The organism is Ruminococcus sp. YE71 (assembly GCF_900119155.1).
Lineage (GTDB): Bacteria > Bacillota > Clostridia > Oscillospirales > Ruminococcaceae > YE71.
In genome coordinates this window covers 1-17,060 of the sequence record NZ_FPIR01000034.1, presented here as the reverse complement: position 1 = coordinate 17,060, position 17,060 = coordinate 1, and the positions used below count along the sequence as shown (strand labels likewise).

Below are 17,060 nucleotides of genomic sequence, written 5' to 3'. Positions count from 1 at the left end.
AGCGGCAAGAGTCAGCGCGTCTGGTGCAGGGAACAAGGAATCAAACGCAGTACCCTTCGCTATTGGCTCGAAAGGCTCGATGAGCTTTCCGAGGGTAAGGAGATACGGTTTGCCAAGGTTGTGATCGGCGGTGAGCACGATGATAATACTTCGACCGTCTGAAATTTACATCTCAACTGCGAATGTCGATATGCGGAAATCCATCGACGGATTAGCGTCTGTCGTTCAGCAGCAGTTCAGGCTCGATCCGGTGAGCGATGCGATGTTCGTTTTTCACAACCGACACTGCGATAAGATCAAGATACTCTACTGGGACAAGGAAGGCTTCTGCCTGCTTTACAAACGCATGGAGCGCGGCAAGTTCCGGTTTCCGACACATATTAAAGGCGACACATATAACGTCACGGAAGCCGAGCTTTACTGGCTGCTTCACGGACTTCATATCGAGGAGATAAAGCATTATGAGAGCCTGAAACCGAGTTTTGAGTGTTCGGTGTTCTCTCAAACTCCAACAGGTAAAATGACCGAGACACAAAAGAACTCCAAAAGCTGTTTGCCTCTAAATTCGATTGCGTTAATGAAGCAATCAATATGTTCCTACGTGACAGCGGTTCCCTCGATCCGTTGTTTGGTAAAACTTATGTGCTGATCTCGGAAGAATCAATTGTTGGCTATTAGGCAAGAATGATCGTGTCATAGCCCGATACATCGGGGATCTCTTTCAGCTCGGGACGTGCGTTCTCTCTGAGATGTGCCTTTGCTTCGTCGATGCAGGTCATGTAGTCAGCAGAGTAAGGCTGCACCATTTCGAGCTTGAAGCTGTCAAAGCCTGTCAGCTCAGTGATGTGTCCGACTGCGATCTCGGTGTTGCCGACCTCCACATACTTCATAGAACCGCCGAAGTAGTTCTCATCGGCTCTTGAAAAGAAAATAACGATAGTGTTCATAGTAGTTCCTCCTTGCGTTTTAGGTAACTGCCGTTCCGTTAATTCTATTTTAGCAGATAATTCCTAAAATTACAACGGGCAGTTTCTTTGAAACGGTTACTTAGGTAACGGTTTCTGGAAAATGGTTACTTATCTGTCAGAAGCCATTTACCATACTGCTTAATAAAATGCTGATTTGTTTTCAGTGTCCATGTTCCGGAAGCTCCGTATACTTTGGCTTCAAGCGTGGTACTGCCTGTCAGCAATGCAGTATCTCCGTCAACCGTAACAACAGGGCTGTTCAGCTTGTAGGAGTAATAATTCAGAGTACCGTCTTCGATCTCACCGAAGAATTGCTCTTTGGTCTGAACCTTGCCTGACATATGCGTAAAAGTCTTATCCGCCGTTACAAGGTCATTCAGTGTATCAATGTCCTTATCGATCATTGCCTGCTGCATTGTCTCAAATGCTTTCAGTACCGCTGATTCTTCCGAACTTTCGGGATATATCATACCATTTGTTTTCTGTTTCCACCACAGCATAAAACTGCCTCCTGCCATTAAGAGTATCAATAGAAATACGATAACACGTTTCATCTTCTCACTCCTTTCGGAGATATGTAACTCTCGTTTCTTTATCTTAATTATACTGCAATTGGCAGAAAAAACAATGGGCAGTATTATTGAATCGGTTACTTAGGTAACTGTTTGCGTCAAATGGTTTCATATCACGAACATAATAAAAGAGCCATTGCCAACGTGCGGCGCTAATATAGCAGTATAATTCCAACTACTATATTAAGACCAAAACAGCGAGCTATGAATACGAAAGACAGCTACATCCACAATGAGAGGTATCTGTCTTTTTTACGATGATATGATAGCAGAAAAAGGAAGATTAACGGAGGATCAGATAGAATTGCCCGAACATATACAAAACGAACTCAACAATAAGTTCATGCTGCTTAACGCAATAATTGAAACAGGATACCGCCCCGAGATCAAAGTCACCTACTTTGTTCCCGACAAAACTAATGAGGGCGGCAGCTATGAAAACTACATCGGAGATGTCAAGAGAGTTGACAGCACATTCAGGACGCTCATCTTTTATGATAAGGAAAGAGATATATCAGGCAAGGTCATTGATATAGGCAAGATCATTTCCGTCGAAGGCGAGTATTTTGAAGATTACAGATATACCGATGTGTGAGCTCACAACTCCGAAAGCTTATTCGCACGTTTTTCATAGTGACGCTTCTCGGAATAGTAATATTTTACAAGTTCTCCATACGGCAGCCATATCTCGGCAAGCTCGATCTTTGCATAAACATTTGAAAGAATTTCATCATCAAAATCCTTACTATATTTGTATCCGTTAGATTTGAAAAGAGAATAATATTCTTCAAAAAGCCAGTCTGAGATCTTCTCTTTCTGAGATAATTTAAGGTCGGCAAAGGATTTGTCTGTCTTTATCAAACGTCCACTTACCATTTTGTGGTTCTTGCTCAACATCATCTGAACCTCTCAAACAATACAAACTGCATTAGCGTTGTTAATATTTCGTACATATATAGTAAGGGACTTTCGGTATACAATTTCCGTCGCTTTACAATTTAGTAAAATATTTTTGTTATATTTTGCCATTTTTGCAACGGACAGTAAAGCAGCTGTAAAAGATTAAAAGCCCGAAAGTAATGCACTTTCGGGCTTTTCTAGCTCCCCCAATCCCCTACCAGCCGAACACCCATCTGTCAAAAGAGCGATTTCACTCGCTCCTTCACGGTTATTGAAGCTCACGATCAATCTATCATCAAACACCTGAATCGAATTCACGAACGTGTCGATCAGAATCCGCTTGTTGTCGTCATTCGTCATGTCAAGCTGTTTCATCTTTCTCAGCCACATCACGACCATGTCACGGGTCAGAACCTCCTGCTGAAGTTCCTCACGCATAATGTCAATCTCCAGCTTTTCCTTCTGCGCTTCGAGATCGTCGAGGCGCTTTTTCGTGGACTTCGTGAGAACACCCGCCTGCATAGCGTTCAGCATATTTTCAATGCCCTTGTCGACCTCCGCAAGCTGCTGTTTAAGGAGCGGGATCGACGTATTCTCGCGCTTTTGAAGCTTCATAACGCTGTCAGCAATGTCCTCGATCATGTCCTCAGTGAACATTTCATTCATTACCTTTTTCAGAACAAGTTCTTCCGCAAGGTCTTTCTTGATTGAAGACTTGTGGCAGCCCTTGCGCTTTTTGACATTGCTACATTTATAATAGTTGTAGATCGTGCCGTTCTTGCTCGTGCCGCACTCCCCTACCATCATCGCACCGCAGTCGGAGCAAAGCATTTTTGTCGAAAGGAAGTATTCGACCTTTGCCTTGAACCTCGACCTCGACTGCTTGTTTTTCGCCAGCCGTTCCTGTACCTTTTGGAACAGCTCGTCCGTAACGATTCTTGGAACGCCGTCCTCGATCACAACATCACGGTATTTATATTGTCCACGATATTTTGTGTTTTTCAGCATAGCCGCAACTGTTGTTTTTGTAACATCTTTCTTGTATGAGGACTTTACTCCCTTAGAGTTAAGATACTCAACTATGTCCTTTATCGTCCTGCCGCTTGCATACATTTCAAAAGCATCCTTGACGAACGGCGCAGTCAGCGGATTCAGTTGGTAATGTTTGTCCTCGTCAATAACATAGCCGATAGGGATAGGGCTGCCGTTGTACTGACATTTCAGAGCGTTCTCTTTCAGACCTCTGATAACTTTTTCAGAAAGCTCGGCGGAATAATACTCAGCGAAGCCTTCAAGAACCGATTCAAGAATGATACCCTCAGCACCCTCAGAGATGACCTCTGTCGCTGATACAACCTTGACACCATTCTTGCGAAGCTGTGCCTTGTAGTGAGCCGAATCGTACCTGTTCCTCGCAAAACGGTCGAGCTTCCACACGATAACAGCATCAAACATCTGCTTGCCGCTGTCCTTTATCATCTGCTGGAACTGGGGACGGTTGTCAGTTTTCGCCGACATAGCACGGTCAATATAACTGCCGATAACAGTCAAATTATTCTTCCCGGCGTACTCCTTGCATTCACGAAGCTGCCCCTCGATGCTCTCTTCTCTTTGGTGATCACAAGAATATCTCGCGTAGATTACTGCCTTCATCCATTACCTCCTTTTGCTCGTGTGGTACGAACCCACCACTGTCCCGCAGACCCTTTTCCCTCTGCTATTCCATTATACCACACTATTCAATTTTTGTCAATGCACTTTAAAGTGATAAACCGCAATTTTAACCATTTAGCTATTAAGCGACATCACCATTTTTATCATCAGTATTCTCGTCGGCAGGTTTGGCGAGACCTGCCTTTTCATCGAGATACTTCTGATATTCAGCTTTACCCTCCTCGCTCTTGAAATAAGCAAGTATCGTCGGGTAAAAGCTCGCAGCAAGCAGATCGAGCTGCTGCGGTGTTAAGTTTGTTCTTTTTCCCATGCGGTAAATGCACGGGATGACGTAGCAAGTGCCGGTGTGATCTGAGAGGGCTAATCAGATCTTCATTTGAGGGGGCATCACCCTCACTTAGGTCGTAAAAGCTGTACGTTAACCCAAGGCGAACAGGTTACCACACAGCTGATAATTTCACATTGGACTCACCTATCCTTTCTTTATCTTTTATTCACACTGAAACGATACCCGTCTCCGAATGGACGACTTCATCCGCAGATAACTTTTTAGCATTATCTCGGTTATTGTCAGCAGACTGTTCAGTCAGCTTTTCAGCCTTCGCCTTTTCCAACTCCTGATTGTACTTAGCGACTTCTTCATCAATATACGCCAAGCAATCCTCATGCATAAACATGAAGTCGATGATCTCATCGATCACCTCCATCGGCAGATCGACAGCCATTTTACTCCTGAACTTTTTTCCGACCGCCTGATTAGTCACCATTTCGGCTTTCTCCAGCTCGTCGGCGATCTCGGCATCGAGCTTTTTCAGAGCGTCGATCCTCTCGCCGAGACTTTTCTTACGTTGCTCTATTTCCTCATGTATCCTTTTCGATTTTTCGATCTTTTCTTCTGTCGTCAGCTTTTTATTGCTCAATCGCATTCTCCTTTCGTTCGGCGCCCGATGCATACGCATCTATTCGCATACGCGAAGATCTGACGGTAGGCAGTACGTTCATTCACAAAAGACGTGTACCCGTTCAGCTACCTACCCCCGGAGGGCGCACTTATACAAACTCCTGTCGTCGTTTGTAAGTGCGCCAGAGGTAGCCCTCTGGACTCCCGCAAGCGATTCCGCTTTAGTGCCATACGGCACGATTTTGAATCGCGGTCATATTCGGTGTTTTGGCTTCTTTTGAGGTGCTGGTACCTGTTGCGAATTCGGTTGGTTATCCATTTTGCAAGACTGGTTTCTGAACTGTTTCAGCAAATTGACTGCCATATCCCTTTTGGACTTCGGCACGAACAATTCATACTTGTCCTCATTGTAAAAAATCAGCTCACACGGAATATTTCGGCTTTGCAAGTATTTCTCGTACTGTTCCAGCACCGACCTTTTGTCATGTATCGTAAAAGCGTCCGCGACTTTACAGCCGATATTAGATTCTATATAGTCTATAGTTTCCTTTTTATGCTCTGAACGCAAGTCATGCATCTGCTGTTCCAACTCGGCAATCTCGACTTCAAGATTGTGCCGCCTGATCCTTCGGTTCTTGTTTCCCTTGTCGGTCTTGAAGCCCTTGCGTTCAACCGCACAGACCTCGACACCCAGATGTATCTGCGGCAGACGGTCAATGCCCTGCTCTTTATAGCTTCGATGATCGACCCGAGCATCCGAGACGAAATACAGCTTGTGGTTACACCAATCCGCCCAGCGCTCACGCCACTCCATCAACAGCTTCTTATCATTCCACGAACGTTCCTTTTCCGTGAATCCTGACTTGTTCACTTTTCGTGTCGTCAGCATAATGTGAACATGAGGGTTGCCATCGTGCTTATCGTGTATAGCGAAATCACAGCACATTCCTTTGCTCACGAAACACTGCTCGCAGAACTGTCTGACAAGTTCGATTTGATCTTCTCTTGACAGCTCCCTCGGCAATGCAGCGTTGATGCTCCGGGCAGTTTGAGAGTTCTTGCGCTTTTCAGCACGCTCGGCAACGTTCCAAAGTTTCGCTCTGTCGCGGTATTCCGGCGGTGCATTCACAGGAAGAAGTATCTCCTTGTGAACAACTTCACGCTTGTTGCGGTAATCGTGGATCTTACCGTCACGCTCATTCTTGATCTTCTCACCCGCGAGATACGCAGCACTTGCAACGCAACAGCCGCCTTTGGAACGTGTGACCATTTTGACATTGAAATGATATATTGCGGTTATCATTCCTCCTTAAAATGTGAACTTTGAGATATATTATGCGCACAAATATCTGTTGCATTACAGTATATCACTTACGAACTGTGCTGTCAATAGGTTTCGTGTGAATTCGTATTAAAAAGCAAAAATGTGAACTTTGAAGTTCACATTTCGCACGGATATTCTAAAAGAAGAAAACCGGCAGTCTCCGAAGAAACTGCCGATTCCCTTAAAGGATTTTATGAAGTTCTTTTGTAAAAGTGCTTATTTGATGGTAACGGTGAATGTCCTCTGATTCAGGTTGAAAATATCACATTCTTCGCCGTTTTTAGCAACAATTACGAGTTTATACTCACCTGCTATAACGTCCTTCATCGTTAAGCTTGTGCCATTTGCCTTACCGTTGAAAACCTTCCACTTGCCAGTCTAATAATATCTGACTGCGTTTGCGGTTGCGCTGGCAACGTTGTCCAAAGTAAGCTGGAATGCGTTGTCCTTGACCTTATCGGTCATCTTCGGATATGCAGGAGCATTCGGGGTCATGATTATCGCATTTGAAACATCATTAAACCACTTGCCGTCGCACTAAGCAACAAACGCCACCTTGTACCGCTTGCTTGGGATAAGCCTGGTTATGGTGTAACTGTTCGCTTCGCCATCAGCGAGCTTTCTCCACGAAACGTTGCTCATCATTACCCGAAAAATCCACCGAAGCAATATAAGCCATTTTATTTGGATCAGGAAGATATTCATCTGACTTGAAGCCGGTTATCCACCGTTGTTTTTCTTTCGGTGCCAAGTTATAAATCTGTATTATGTTATCAGCCGAATAGAAAATATTACAGTATTATCGAACATCCTCACCTATATCAAATGAGCATTGTTCCCAATCTACGCTTTCTGTAAAATGTGACTTCTCCGTTTCACTGACTATATGTATTAAATTCACTCCTTCTTTTGAATTATCATCACGATAGGTATACCACCCCTTGAAGTTTATCGAATAAATAGTTCCTTTATCAGTGATAATGTTGTCAGTACAACCATAATAACTATATTTAACTCTGCCATTCTCATCTGTTACAGCTGCACTTGAACCACACTCCGGAGGGTCATAGCTTTCTATTTTTCCGTCAATATAATCAAAAGCTTTATCTATCTGAAAATCTATATCATTGTTTTGAGAGATATATGCAGATAGTATTGATTTAATAGCAGAAGCATCTTCATCAACAAATGCTTTAATTATTACCTCTTGAGTCTCCTTTGCTTTTTCACTTGGAGTAGGCTTGATGTTTTGATCTGAACAACCTGATAGAATAAAAATAAAGAGAATTATTCCTGATAGTAACTTCATATCCATGATTAATCTGATTGACTATAATAGTCACCTATAGTGATTTTGTGAGATAATAAATCCTTTTGGGGATTTTCATAATCATAATCATCTGACATATTAATAATGCACAGTCCTGTAACCCCCTCTTGAGATTTATCCTCATCATATCTGTACATACCTTTAAAATCAAATTTATATATAGTTCCTTTATCTGTTATCACTTCTTTAATATCACCGCCAAACGCTTTATCATCTATCGGACCTATACAACCTGAATTTGGCTCGCCAACTGATACTATCTCACTGTCAATAAATTCAAATGCAGCTTCTATTTCAGAATCAAGTGGCGAGTTTTCCTGAATGTGTTCACTAAAATATGATTTTAGTGTTTCTTTATCTTTCATTTCAAAACATACAACGATATTGGTAATCATTTCTTTGGCACTTTCATCTGGTGTTTTAACATGACTTTTTTGACTACAAGAAGATAACATCACTACAACTGATACTATTATACAATTAAGTGTTTTGCTCATATAATTACCGCCTTTATGTATACCATTGGAACCATACGGTTTTAGTATTTTGATCAAAAATCAAATGCTTATCAAATAAGTAATTACCATATATTTTTCTGTTATATGGATTTTTAATCGCCTCGAAAAACTCCTCATTACCCGAAAAATCCACCGAAGCGATATAAGCCATCTTATTTGGATCAGGAAGATATTCGTCTGACTTAAAGCCGGTTATCCGCCATTGTTCTTCTTTCGGAGCCCAGTTATAAATCTGTATTATGTTATCAGCTGAATAGAAATAATACAGTATTATCGAAGATCCTCTCCTATATCAAATGAGCATTGTTTCCAATCCACGCTCTCGGTAAAATGTGATTTTTCCGTTTCATTGACTATATGTATTAAATTCACTCCTTCTTTTGAATTATCATCACGGTAGGTATACCACCCTTTGAAGTTTATCGAATAAATAGTTCCATTTTCAGTGATAATGTTGTCAGTGCAACCATAATAACTATATTTTACTCTGCCGTTCTCATCTGTTACAGCTGCACTTGCACCATACTCTGGAGGATCATAGCTTTCTATTTTTCCGTCAATAAACTCAAATGCAGATTCAATTTCCGAATCTATATCATTATTTTGAGAGTTATATGCAGAGAGTATTGATTTAACAGCAGAAGCATTTTCATCAACAAATGCTTCAATTATTATCTCCTGCGTCTCCTTTGCTTTTTCACTTGGAGTAGACTGGATGTTTTGATCTGAACAACCTGATAGAATAAAAATAAAGAGAATTATTCCTGATAATAACTTCATATCTATGCTCCTTAATTGAACCATTGAAACCATACCGTTTTAGTTTTATCATCAAATATAATGTTATCAGCATAAAGATAGCCATGATAATCTTTATTTGGATCAGCATTTTTTATTGCTTCATAAAAAAGTGCATTACCCGAAAAATCCACCGAAGCAATATAAACCATCTTATTTGGATCAGGAAGATATTCATTTGAATTAAAGCCGGTTATCCACCATTGTTCTTCTTCCGGAGCCCAGTTGTAGATTGGTATTATGTTGTCAGATGAATAATAGTTATACAAGCTTAAAGTCATTGGAACTGTCATTCCGGCATAATCATAATGGTCTGTTCCATAAATATTTCCAAGTTTTTTATATAAACCTACCTCTGCTCCGCTTTGAAGATTCCAATAATCTCCTTTCCAAGACCATAAAGTATAAGTCTGTTCATTAACATCAAAATCAACTCTGCCATAATGCATTGATGATGCTATTCTGAAAACATCATCATACATATCATCATAACCAAAGAACTTCTGCCATGTATCTGGCTTTGAATGATACGCTTGTCCTTTATCATCTTCAACAAAATTCAACAAGCTAGCACCTAATTCCGGAGAATACGGAAGTATCTCTTTTACAGCGGCTAAGAATAGTTTTAAATTTTCGTCATTTTCGTTCAGTTCATCTCTAAATTGCAGAGCAAATCCAATAATCCCATAGGCAATATAGTACGATGTTTGTAAATCATTCTCATTCATAAACCTTTCAAACATATCTTTTGCAGATTCGCCGCTCACATATTCTTTATACTTTGTTGCCACATTTGCTGAGTTGTTTTCTTTCATCCGTTTAATGTGATTTTTCCACATATTTTTGGCACCATCATATATTAATGGATTTAAGTCTTCCGGAGCTATTTTTATATCACCATTATTTTGTGAAATGCCTTCTAGAAGTCCATCCCCATCCGTATCCCCACAAGTCGGATCGGAAGTTAGCGGCAATATCTCCTTCCCAAACAGCATCATCGCATCAACAACGCCGAGCTTGTCCTTCATAACATTCACAAGATCTTCGATTTTCAGATCATCTTTTTCACAAGCCATGAGGCATTCCTCATATGTAGGCAGATGAACATCACCAAACTCGTATGTAATCAGATCATTATCACTATCGACCTCTTCCCAATCTGTAAAGCCGTCTGTATCAGTATTAGTTTTACCGCCGGCAGTCAAGGGCTTTTCAAGAACGATAGGTTTTAAAGAAAGCGAAGATATATACGATCTCAATTTCAAATCACTCGCAGTATTACCGCTGTTATTCTTCATTTTTTTGGCGGTTTTATAAATAAAACCTGATATATCGTCTGAAACTAAGTCTGAACAATAGAATGCTGTTTCTCCGCCTGTCATCTCAGCACCTAACTCAGTTAAATATAAAATACTATATTTATCAAGTACAAAGCTAAAACGAATACTTGATCTCTTAAGCTGATCATATAATGCAGAATATGAGCACAATGTCGCTGCTAGGTATCCATCACTATAAATATACAAATCACTCAAAGGTGCATATTCAAACAAGTATTTATCAGCATCATCTCTGTACTCATACTGCTTCACCCTTGTGATTATAGGAGATGCTGCATCTTGAATACCACACTCTATATATGCTCCTCCGTAGTTGTTGTCGATATACAACTGGTCTAAAAGGTAATCAAGTTCATCCAAATCAGTTGCCCAATCGCTGCCGTCTTCTAAATAAGTCCTATAACCTATTTCATTGCTTGAATACTTCCATGTAAATCCAAACACTCCAAAGCGTATATCCTCGCCCTTTTCAAAAATGTTTTTTGCAACATTTCGTATATCATTTTTAGCTCTCGCAAGATTCTGTGCAGGTGTTTCTCCGAGATTATTTGCTGAAGTTGCCGATACATCTACCGAAAAAACAATATCCGCTTTCTCAATTTTTTCGACAGATACATCTGTTGAAGCAGTGCTTGCAGTTGACATCAAATACGGCACAGACACACCTATTGAAGCAATACCTGCCGATACTCCCCACTCTCTGAGCCACTTTTCATAATCGACCAAGAAGTATGTTCCCTGAGCATCTACCTCTGCATAAACCGTGTTACTTTCTGTGTCATACTCGGTAACAACAGGTAGCATAATATTGTATTCCTCGCTAAAAGTGAACACACCAAGCCTTTTTATGCCTGATAGCTCATCGTAATTTTTAGAGTAAGTTCCAAGCTCATTGTCAATGAAGCTGCTCTTTATGTTATAGTATAGCACAGCCTTATCCATTTTGCAAGTATCTTTAAACGAAAATTCTGCTATAGTGCCAAGCTCCATATCGCTGCCGACAGTATTTGCATACCCGCTTTCGCCTGCGATGATATTGCCCTCAGCATAGCCTGTGCCTGTGTATTTTATAGTCAGTTCATACGGATTTTCTTCGGTGTTTATCTCAGAAAGTGCCTCGCTGTCTGCGGCAATTGTCTGCTCTGAGACATATTTCTCATCGGGAGTTCCGAAGGTTTCAGGGTTTGTGGGGTCAAGTCCGATATGAGGTTCATCACCGTCGGGCAGAGTATCGCCGTCGCTATCCGGTTTCAGAGGGTCGGTGACGTAGGTATTTACTTCTTCTCCGTCGCTCAGTTCATCACCGTCAGTATCGGGATTCACAGGGTCAGTGCCAAGTTCGATCTCTGTGCCGTTTGAAAGACCGTCGTTATCATTGTCGGCATCGTAGTCGGACACGCCTTCCGTCACAGAATCGTATTTTGTAGGGTCTGTTCCCGTTATGTATACTTCCTGATAATCAGTCAGACCGTCATTATCGGTATCTACATTTTCTATATCTGTTCCGATAAGCTCTTCATAAATATCGGCAAGACCGTCACCGTCGCTGTCAAGAAAATCAACGCTGTAAACGTCATCTGTTCTGCTTACAACAAAAGGAACGCTTTCAGCAGTCTTGTCTTCGCTTGTGACCTTGACTTTGAAATACTTTGTGTCAAAATCATCTGTGATGTGGTATCGGTAAGTGGTGAAGTCGCTGACTTCTGCAAGCGGAAAATAAACATCATTATCGGCAGACTCCGAGATCTCATAGCTGCCCTCAATATTGGAATACCACTCAATGTCGATAGCTTTTTCTTCCTCGTTAAACGAACCGAATGCGTATATTATCGGGTCGATCGTATCAACAGATATTTCACCGTTATTACTGTTGTTTGTTGCAATAGCACCGCCGACAAATTGCCCCATTGACGTACTGTAATTAGCATTCACGCTCGGAGCATCTATCTTGATCTTGTCAGCAATTATTATCACATTATTGAGGTTCAGATTCTGCGCTTTGAGCGTTACAGTACCACACGGAGCATAGACCAAACCGCCGAGATTTACATTTTGTGAGTCGATAAAAATATCACCTGTCTGAGAACAGATGACCGATTCATTTGTATTCTTGACCTCGCCTGTCAGAGTAATATCGCTGAGAGCCTTCATTCCAGTATTCAGCGTGATATTGCCTTCAAGGTTTAAATCTCCCTGAACTTCGATAGGTACAGTAACATTTATGTTCAGTTCGGAGTAAGAATAATCCTCGCCGTGCTTTTCGACATCACCCGAAAAGAAACGTTCATCTATCTCATTAAAGATGATAGGAATATTTTCACCTGCGTGTTCGGTCTTTGAGCCGTTTACGTTGAAATTTCCTGCAACCGCAAATGTTCCGTTTGTTGCTGCATTGCCGTTTATACAGAAATTGTCGGCTGTTGATGTGATCGAACCTTCATCTATGCTGCCTGCGAATAAGGTGTAGGGATAGGGCTTAAACACTTCCTCCGCTGAGACAGGCATGACGTTTGTTATGCTTGCGGTCATTGTCAAAGCCAATATACTGGATACGGTACGTTTAAACTTTGACAGGATTGTTTGTTTCATATCTTTTTGCCTCCATAAAACAAAATATCTGCTTTCAACGTGGTATTTCTTCATCAAAAGCAGAGTAATTACATGATGGTTATACAAAACGAGTTTTGGATAACTATATTATACTATAATCAAGTTACGAGGTCAAGATGACAAATGTCATTATTCAAATGACATTTGTCACTTTTTTTATTATATTTGATTTGCGCTAACCAAGAAAATGTTCAATAAAATACAACAAATCCGAACACCCTGTCGTTTACGAAAGTGTTCGGATTATGCTTGATTGGCTCCCCCTGTTGGACTCGAATTGTAATTCTTGTTTCCAACAAGCTTCAGCAACTGTCGCAAAAGCACGATATACCGCGCTTTTATAGTAACTTAGAACAATCGTTTTTAACTAACTTTATGTGGGTTTTAAAGACCAATAAAGACCAAATAAGTACCAAGATGATGGCGTGTTCCGTTAATCCATTCTATAATTGTTCTAAATTATTCTATTCTTTGACAGAGATTTAATTGAACAAGATACTAGTTATTAATCGCTCTTGCAGAATAGATAATAGTCATACAATCTGATCGAACTCCAGTTTCATATTTAACATTCACGTTTATAGAATAAATAATTCACATCATCGGCAGTGAGCCTCTGTTTATGTCAGAAACTCACTGCCGTTTTCTTTATGCGGACTTTGCCTCCAAGAAAGACTTTGAATTTATTGTGGTCTCAGCATATGTTTATCAATCAAAGCAATTATTTCTGATACACAATTTGTGTCTTGAAAAATCCCTGTAACCACTGGTGTCGGGCAGATTCTCTGCGATATTCGAGCCCTACCTCTGCTTGACAGCCTCTCAGACGAACGGAAAAGCCCCACAGAGCAATCCGAGCCTGCGGAGCGGAAAACTAACCGCCTGAAAAGAAAAAGTCCTCAGAATACTCCGAGGACTCAATATCATATATTATTCTCCTTATACTCCTGCCCCCAAGCCTGCATCGCATCAAGTATCGGACGGAGCGTTTCGCCAAGCTCGCTGAGTGAATACTCAACTCTCGGCGGCACCTCTGCGTAGACGGTGCGGACGATGATACCGTCACTTTCCATTGACCGAAGACTCTCCGTCAGCACCTTCTGGCTGATGCCATCAAGGGATTTCCGCAGCTCATTGAACCGCCACGGACGGGCAAGGAGATTTCGTAGTATCAAGAGTTTCCATTTGTTTCCGATTAGCTGTACCGTAGTCGCAACGGGACAATCCGGCAGTTCTTCCTTTTTCAGCATAGCGCACCTCCGATAGTTTCAAAAAAAATGTTATACTCATTATAACATACAGCAGTCCAAAAAGCAAGCAATATATAATTCGCAGAATGTTTACATTTCGCATTCGGCTTGAAAAACAACGAAATAGCTCAATAGTTACTTTTTTGTAACTGAGGCACAAAAAAGTGCGTACTTGTGCGATTCAAACTTTTCTGCTATACTGAACACAACAGGGAAACCTGATTCTAAAAAGGAGGTACAAGCCATGAGTGAGATGCTGAACAGAGTTGCCGCATACAGCACTGAGAACAGTGCCTGCGGAACAGCCGATCCGAAGGAAGCTCCCGCTTCTGCTTGTGGTGCTGCTGATCCTGCACCCTCTGCCTGTGGAGCTGCCGATCCTGCACCTTCCGCTTGCGGTTCTGCCTGCGGAGCTGCTGATCCCGACAAGAAGTAAGTCGTTAAACTTCATACACAAGGTCAGGCATATCGGCTCACCGTCGGTATGCCTGTGCTGTAAATAACTACGCAAGCGCGTTTATATAGACTGGAGGAAACCGAGATGAAACCGTATTTTGCTTTTCAGTGGCATATCACCGACACCTGCGACCAGCGGTGCAAGCACTGTTATATTTTTGCAGAAGATAACTGCAAGGCGCTTACGAAAATGCCATGGGAGAAGATGAAACAGGTGGTCGAGAGCTGCGAGGATATGTGCGGCAAACTCGGTCGGACTCCCTATTTTTACATCACGGGCGGTGATCCGATCCTGCACCGTGATTTCTGGAAACTTGCTTCACTTCTGAAAGAAAAAGGCATCACATGGGGCATTCTCGGCAATCCGTTCCACCTGAATGATGAGGTCTGTCAAAGGCTTTACGACCACGGCTGTCGGAAATATCAGCTCTCCCTTGACGGAATGGAGGATATGCACGACCTATTCCGCAAGCCCGGTTCCTTTCAGACAACGCTGAAAGCGATAGACTATATCAAAAATTCGGGAATGTGGTGTGCGGTGATGTCAACTGTATCATCAATGAATATGGGCGATTTTCCGCAGCTTATCGACCTTGTAGCGGAGAAGAATGTGGACGTTTTCGCATTCGGACGCTACTGTCCCACCAGCGGTCAGAAGTCGGAGGAATACCACATCACGCCCACTGCCTACCGTGATTTTCTCGATATGTGCTACAAGCGATTTCAGTTCCACAAGTCAAACGGCTGCAAGACCACTTTCCAGTACAAAGACCACCTCTGGACGCTGTATCTCTATGAGCAAGGCTTATTCAAGATACCCGAAAACCACGACAATGACAAGATATATGACGGCTGCCACTGTGCGATCGGTCACATGACCATTCTCCCCACGGGCGATGTGTACGCTTGCCGAAGAATGGAAAGCAGGATCGGAAATGTGTTCGATACGCCGATGTATGAGCTGTTTGTTGGTGCAGATTTAGAGGAATACCGTCAGTTTGATAAGTTTGAAAAGTGCAGTAAATGCGAGCTTCGGGGCTATTGCAGAGGCTGCCCTGCCGTGACCTTCGGTTACACCGGCAATATGTATGCACCCGATCCGCAGTGCTGGAAGGAGGTATCATGATGGAACTGTTAGAGCTTATGAAATACCGCCGTTCAATACGGAAATACACCGACAAGAAGATACCGTTTGATGATTTGCAGAAGATAATCGAGGCAGGAGAATATGCCCCAAACGCAGGCGGCGGTCAGCGCAGTATCATCGTTGCTGTCAGAAACAAAAGGCTTGCGGAGCAGATCAGCATTCTCAATCTTGCAAAGTTTGACCGTTCAAGGCTCATCGGCAGCTATGTGTCAAAGGAACAGCCCAGTGTGATAGACGATAAGAATATCAAGAACGGCTTTTATGGTGCGCCTTGTGTCTGCATTATCTTCACCCCGAAGAATTTTCTGTATGCCGTCCCCGATGCTTTCTGCTGTGCGGAGAATATGGTGCTTGAAGCGACCGAGCTTGGTATTGCTTCATGTATTACCGCAAGAGCCGAGGAGACTTTTGATAATGACATCGGCAGAGAGCTTTTGAAGAAATGGTGTATCCCCGATAACTTCATCGCAAGGGCTTTTGTGTTGCTCGGCTACTGTGATGGAGAATATCCACAAAGCAAGCCCCGCCGTGACGGTCGTGTGGTCATCGTTGATGAGGACTAACCGTTGTAAAATCGGGCTGAATATGGTAAAATAGGAAGAAAGGACGGTGAGGTATATGATAATCAACACAGGTATGCGGACGGATATTCCTGCATTTTATTCTCAGTGGTTCATGAACAGGATACGGGCAGGCTATGTGCTGGTGAGAAATCCTTACCGCCCTGACTGGATAACACGCTACGAACTAAATACCGATGTGGTGGACTGCCTTGCATTCTGCACTAAGAATCCCGAACCAATGCTGAAATATCTTGACGAGCTGAAAGCCTATCATCAGTATTGGTTTGTTACGATAACCCCCTACGGCAAAGATATTGAGCCGAATGTACCGCCAAAAGAAAAGGTAATGCAGGACTTCATCACACTTTCCGAAAAAGTCGGAGTAAACTGCGTGGGCTGGCGGTATGATCCCATATTCATTGACAGCACATATACACTTGATAGGCATATATCGGATTTTGAGCAGATGTGCAGGATGCTTTCGGGATATACTCATGTATGCGTTATCAGCTTTATTGATCTATACGAAAAGGTCAAGCGGAACTTTCCGCAGGCTCGGACGGTCACACCGCAGGAGCGTATCACCATAGGCAAGAGCTTTGCTGAGATTGGCAAACTGTACGGCATTACAATAAAAGCCTGTGCCGAAGGAACAGACCTTGCACCATACGGAGTGGATTGTGCAGGCTGCATGACACAGCAGACCTTT

18 protein-coding genes are annotated in these 17,060 nt (G+C 42.3%); 6 read left to right on the top strand and 12 right to left on the bottom strand.

Features of this window, described 5'->3' with window-relative positions; genetic code table 11:
- Positions 1-139: 139 nt before the first annotated feature.
- Entirely contained in the window at positions 140-649 is a 510-nt protein-coding gene (tnpB, locus tag BT142_RS19335; RefSeq protein ID WP_084659559.1) for an IS66 family insertion sequence element accessory protein TnpB, read from the top strand.
- Positions 650-674: 25 nt separating this feature from the next.
- On the opposite strand, the gene BT142_RS17835 is transcribed toward tnpB, so the two are convergent.
- A complete protein-coding gene (locus tag BT142_RS17835; protein ID WP_175444990.1) occupies positions 675-947 on the bottom strand; it encodes an NADPH-dependent FMN reductase family protein in 273 nt (90 codons plus the stop codon).
- Positions 948-1,072: 125 nt separating this feature from the next.
- A complete protein-coding gene (locus BT142_RS17830) occupies positions 1,073-1,468 on the bottom strand; it encodes a nuclear transport factor 2 family protein (RefSeq protein ID WP_175444991.1) in 396 nt (131 codons plus the stop codon).
- Positions 1,469-1,802: 334 nt separating this feature from the next.
- Here BT142_RS17830 and BT142_RS17825 point away from each other — a divergent pair, with 334 nt between their 5' ends.
- Complete coding sequence (locus BT142_RS17825) at positions 1,803-2,135, top strand: C2 domain-containing protein (protein ID WP_139182296.1); 333 nt, start codon at positions 1,803-1,805, stop codon at positions 2,133-2,135.
- 2 nt (positions 2,136-2,137) lie between these two features.
- On the opposite strand, the gene BT142_RS17820 is transcribed toward BT142_RS17825, so the two are convergent.
- From BT142_RS17820 to BT142_RS17775, 10 genes are all read right to left on the bottom strand, one after another.
- A complete protein-coding gene (locus BT142_RS17820) occupies positions 2,138-2,401 on the bottom strand; it encodes a hypothetical protein (RefSeq protein WP_139182297.1) in 264 nt (87 codons plus the stop codon).
- Between the two features lie 201 nt (positions 2,402-2,602).
- On the bottom strand, positions 2,603-4,093 hold the full coding sequence (locus BT142_RS17815) for a recombinase family protein (protein ID WP_072419510.1): 1,491 nt from the start codon (positions 4,091-4,093) through the stop codon (positions 2,603-2,605).
- Positions 4,094-4,235: 142 nt separating this feature from the next.
- A complete protein-coding gene (locus BT142_RS17810; protein WP_072419509.1) occupies positions 4,236-4,424 on the bottom strand; it encodes a hypothetical protein in 189 nt (62 codons plus the stop codon).
- Between the two features lie 184 nt (positions 4,425-4,608).
- Entirely contained in the window at positions 4,609-5,034 is a 426-nt protein-coding gene (locus tag BT142_RS17805; protein ID WP_072419508.1) for a hypothetical protein, read from the bottom strand.
- 234 nt (positions 5,035-5,268) lie between these two features.
- On the bottom strand, positions 5,269-6,318 hold the full coding sequence (gene mobQ / locus BT142_RS17800; RefSeq protein WP_072419507.1) for a MobQ family relaxase: 1,050 nt from the start codon (positions 6,316-6,318) through the stop codon (positions 5,269-5,271).
- A gap of 820 nt (positions 6,319-7,138) precedes the next feature.
- Entirely contained in the window at positions 7,139-7,654 is a 516-nt protein-coding gene (locus BT142_RS17795; RefSeq protein WP_072419506.1) for a DUF5104 domain-containing protein, read from the bottom strand.
- Positions 7,655-7,656: 2 nt separating this feature from the next.
- Positions 7,657-8,166, bottom strand: coding sequence for a DUF5104 domain-containing protein (locus BT142_RS17790; RefSeq protein WP_072419505.1), 510 nt, complete (start codon positions 8,164-8,166; stop codon positions 7,657-7,659).
- A 291-nt stretch (positions 8,167-8,457) separates the two neighbouring features.
- The gene (locus tag BT142_RS17785; protein WP_072419504.1) at positions 8,458-8,967 is read right to left on the bottom strand and encodes a DUF5104 domain-containing protein; all 510 of its coding nucleotides are present in this window, start codon (positions 8,965-8,967) and stop codon (positions 8,458-8,460) included.
- An 11-nt stretch (positions 8,968-8,978) separates the two neighbouring features.
- A complete protein-coding gene (locus BT142_RS17780) occupies positions 8,979-12,914 on the bottom strand; it encodes a DUF4474 domain-containing protein (RefSeq protein WP_072419503.1) in 3,936 nt (1,311 codons plus the stop codon).
- Between the two features lie 944 nt (positions 12,915-13,858).
- Positions 13,859-14,185 (bottom strand): winged helix-turn-helix transcriptional regulator, encoded by a 327-nt coding sequence (locus BT142_RS17775; RefSeq protein ID WP_072419502.1) that lies wholly within the window; start codon positions 14,183-14,185, stop codon positions 13,859-13,861.
- Positions 14,186-14,429: 244 nt separating this feature from the next.
- Between BT142_RS17775 and acgA the strand changes: the two genes are divergently transcribed.
- From acgA to BT142_RS17755, 4 genes are all read left to right on the top strand, one after another.
- Positions 14,430-14,621, top strand: a complete 192-nt coding sequence (gene acgA / locus BT142_RS17770) for an ACGX-repeat peptide (RefSeq protein WP_072419501.1) — start codon at positions 14,430-14,432, stop codon at positions 14,619-14,621.
- A 105-nt stretch (positions 14,622-14,726) separates the two neighbouring features.
- Positions 14,727-15,767: a radical SAM/SPASM domain protein, ACGX system gene (gene acgM, locus BT142_RS17765; protein WP_072419500.1), complete on the top strand. Its 1,041-nt coding sequence runs from the start codon at positions 14,727-14,729 to the stop codon at positions 15,765-15,767.
- Positions 15,764-16,351, top strand: coding sequence for a nitroreductase family protein (locus BT142_RS17760; RefSeq protein ID WP_242872036.1), 588 nt, complete (start codon positions 15,764-15,766; stop codon positions 16,349-16,351). Before acgM ends, BT142_RS17760 begins: the two co-directional genes overlap by 4 nt.
- 55 nt (positions 16,352-16,406) lie before the next feature.
- Positions 16,407-17,060, top strand: a 654-nt coding sequence (locus BT142_RS17755) for a DUF1848 domain-containing protein (protein ID WP_072419498.1), incomplete at its 3' end; no start/stop codon positions are given.

What these genes read in the sequence shown, in the direction of transcription:
- BT142_RS17785 (WP_072419504.1), bottom strand. Translation starts at nt 8,967, where the DNA reads ATGAAGTTATTATCAGGAATAATTCTCTTTATTTTTATTCTATCAGGT.
- BT142_RS17760 (WP_242872036.1), top strand. Translation starts at nt 15,764, where the DNA reads ATGATGGAACTGTTAGAGCTTATGAAATACCGCCGTTCAATACGGAAA.
- BT142_RS17815 (WP_072419510.1), bottom strand. Translation starts at nt 4,093, where the DNA reads ATGAAGGCAGTAATCTACGCGAGATATTCTTGTGATCACCAAAGAGAA.
- BT142_RS17825 (WP_139182296.1), top strand. Translation starts at nt 1,803, where the DNA reads ATGATAGCAGAAAAAGGAAGATTAACGGAGGATCAGATAGAATTGCCC.
- acgM (WP_072419500.1), top strand. Translation starts at nt 14,727, where the DNA reads ATGAAACCGTATTTTGCTTTTCAGTGGCATATCACCGACACCTGCGAC.
- BT142_RS17790 (WP_072419505.1), bottom strand. Translation starts at nt 8,166, where the DNA reads ATGAGCAAAACACTTAATTGTATAATAGTATCAGTTGTAGTGATGTTA.
- BT142_RS17775 (WP_072419502.1), bottom strand. Translation starts at nt 14,185, where the DNA reads ATGCTGAAAAAGGAAGAACTGCCGGATTGTCCCGTTGCGACTACGGTA.
- BT142_RS17835 (WP_175444990.1), bottom strand. Translation starts at nt 947, where the DNA reads ATGAACACTATCGTTATTTTCTTTTCAAGAGCCGATGAGAACTACTTC.
- BT142_RS17830 (WP_175444991.1), bottom strand. Translation starts at nt 1,468, where the DNA reads ATGCTGTGGTGGAAACAGAAAACAAATGGTATGATATATCCCGAAAGT.
- tnpB (WP_084659559.1), top strand. Translation starts at nt 140, where the DNA reads ATGATAATACTTCGACCGTCTGAAATTTACATCTCAACTGCGAATGTC.
- BT142_RS17795 (WP_072419506.1), bottom strand. Translation starts at nt 7,654, where the DNA reads ATGGATATGAAGTTACTATCAGGAATAATTCTCTTTATTTTTATTCTA.
- BT142_RS17810 (WP_072419509.1), bottom strand. Translation starts at nt 4,424, where the DNA reads ATGGGAAAAAGAACAAACTTAACACCGCAGCAGCTCGATCTGCTTGCT.
- mobQ (WP_072419507.1), bottom strand. Translation starts at nt 6,318, where the DNA reads ATGATAACCGCAATATATCATTTCAATGTCAAAATGGTCACACGTTCC.
- BT142_RS17780 (WP_072419503.1), bottom strand. Translation starts at nt 12,914, where the DNA reads ATGAAACAAACAATCCTGTCAAAGTTTAAACGTACCGTATCCAGTATA.
- acgA (WP_072419501.1), top strand. Translation starts at nt 14,430, where the DNA reads ATGAGTGAGATGCTGAACAGAGTTGCCGCATACAGCACTGAGAACAGT.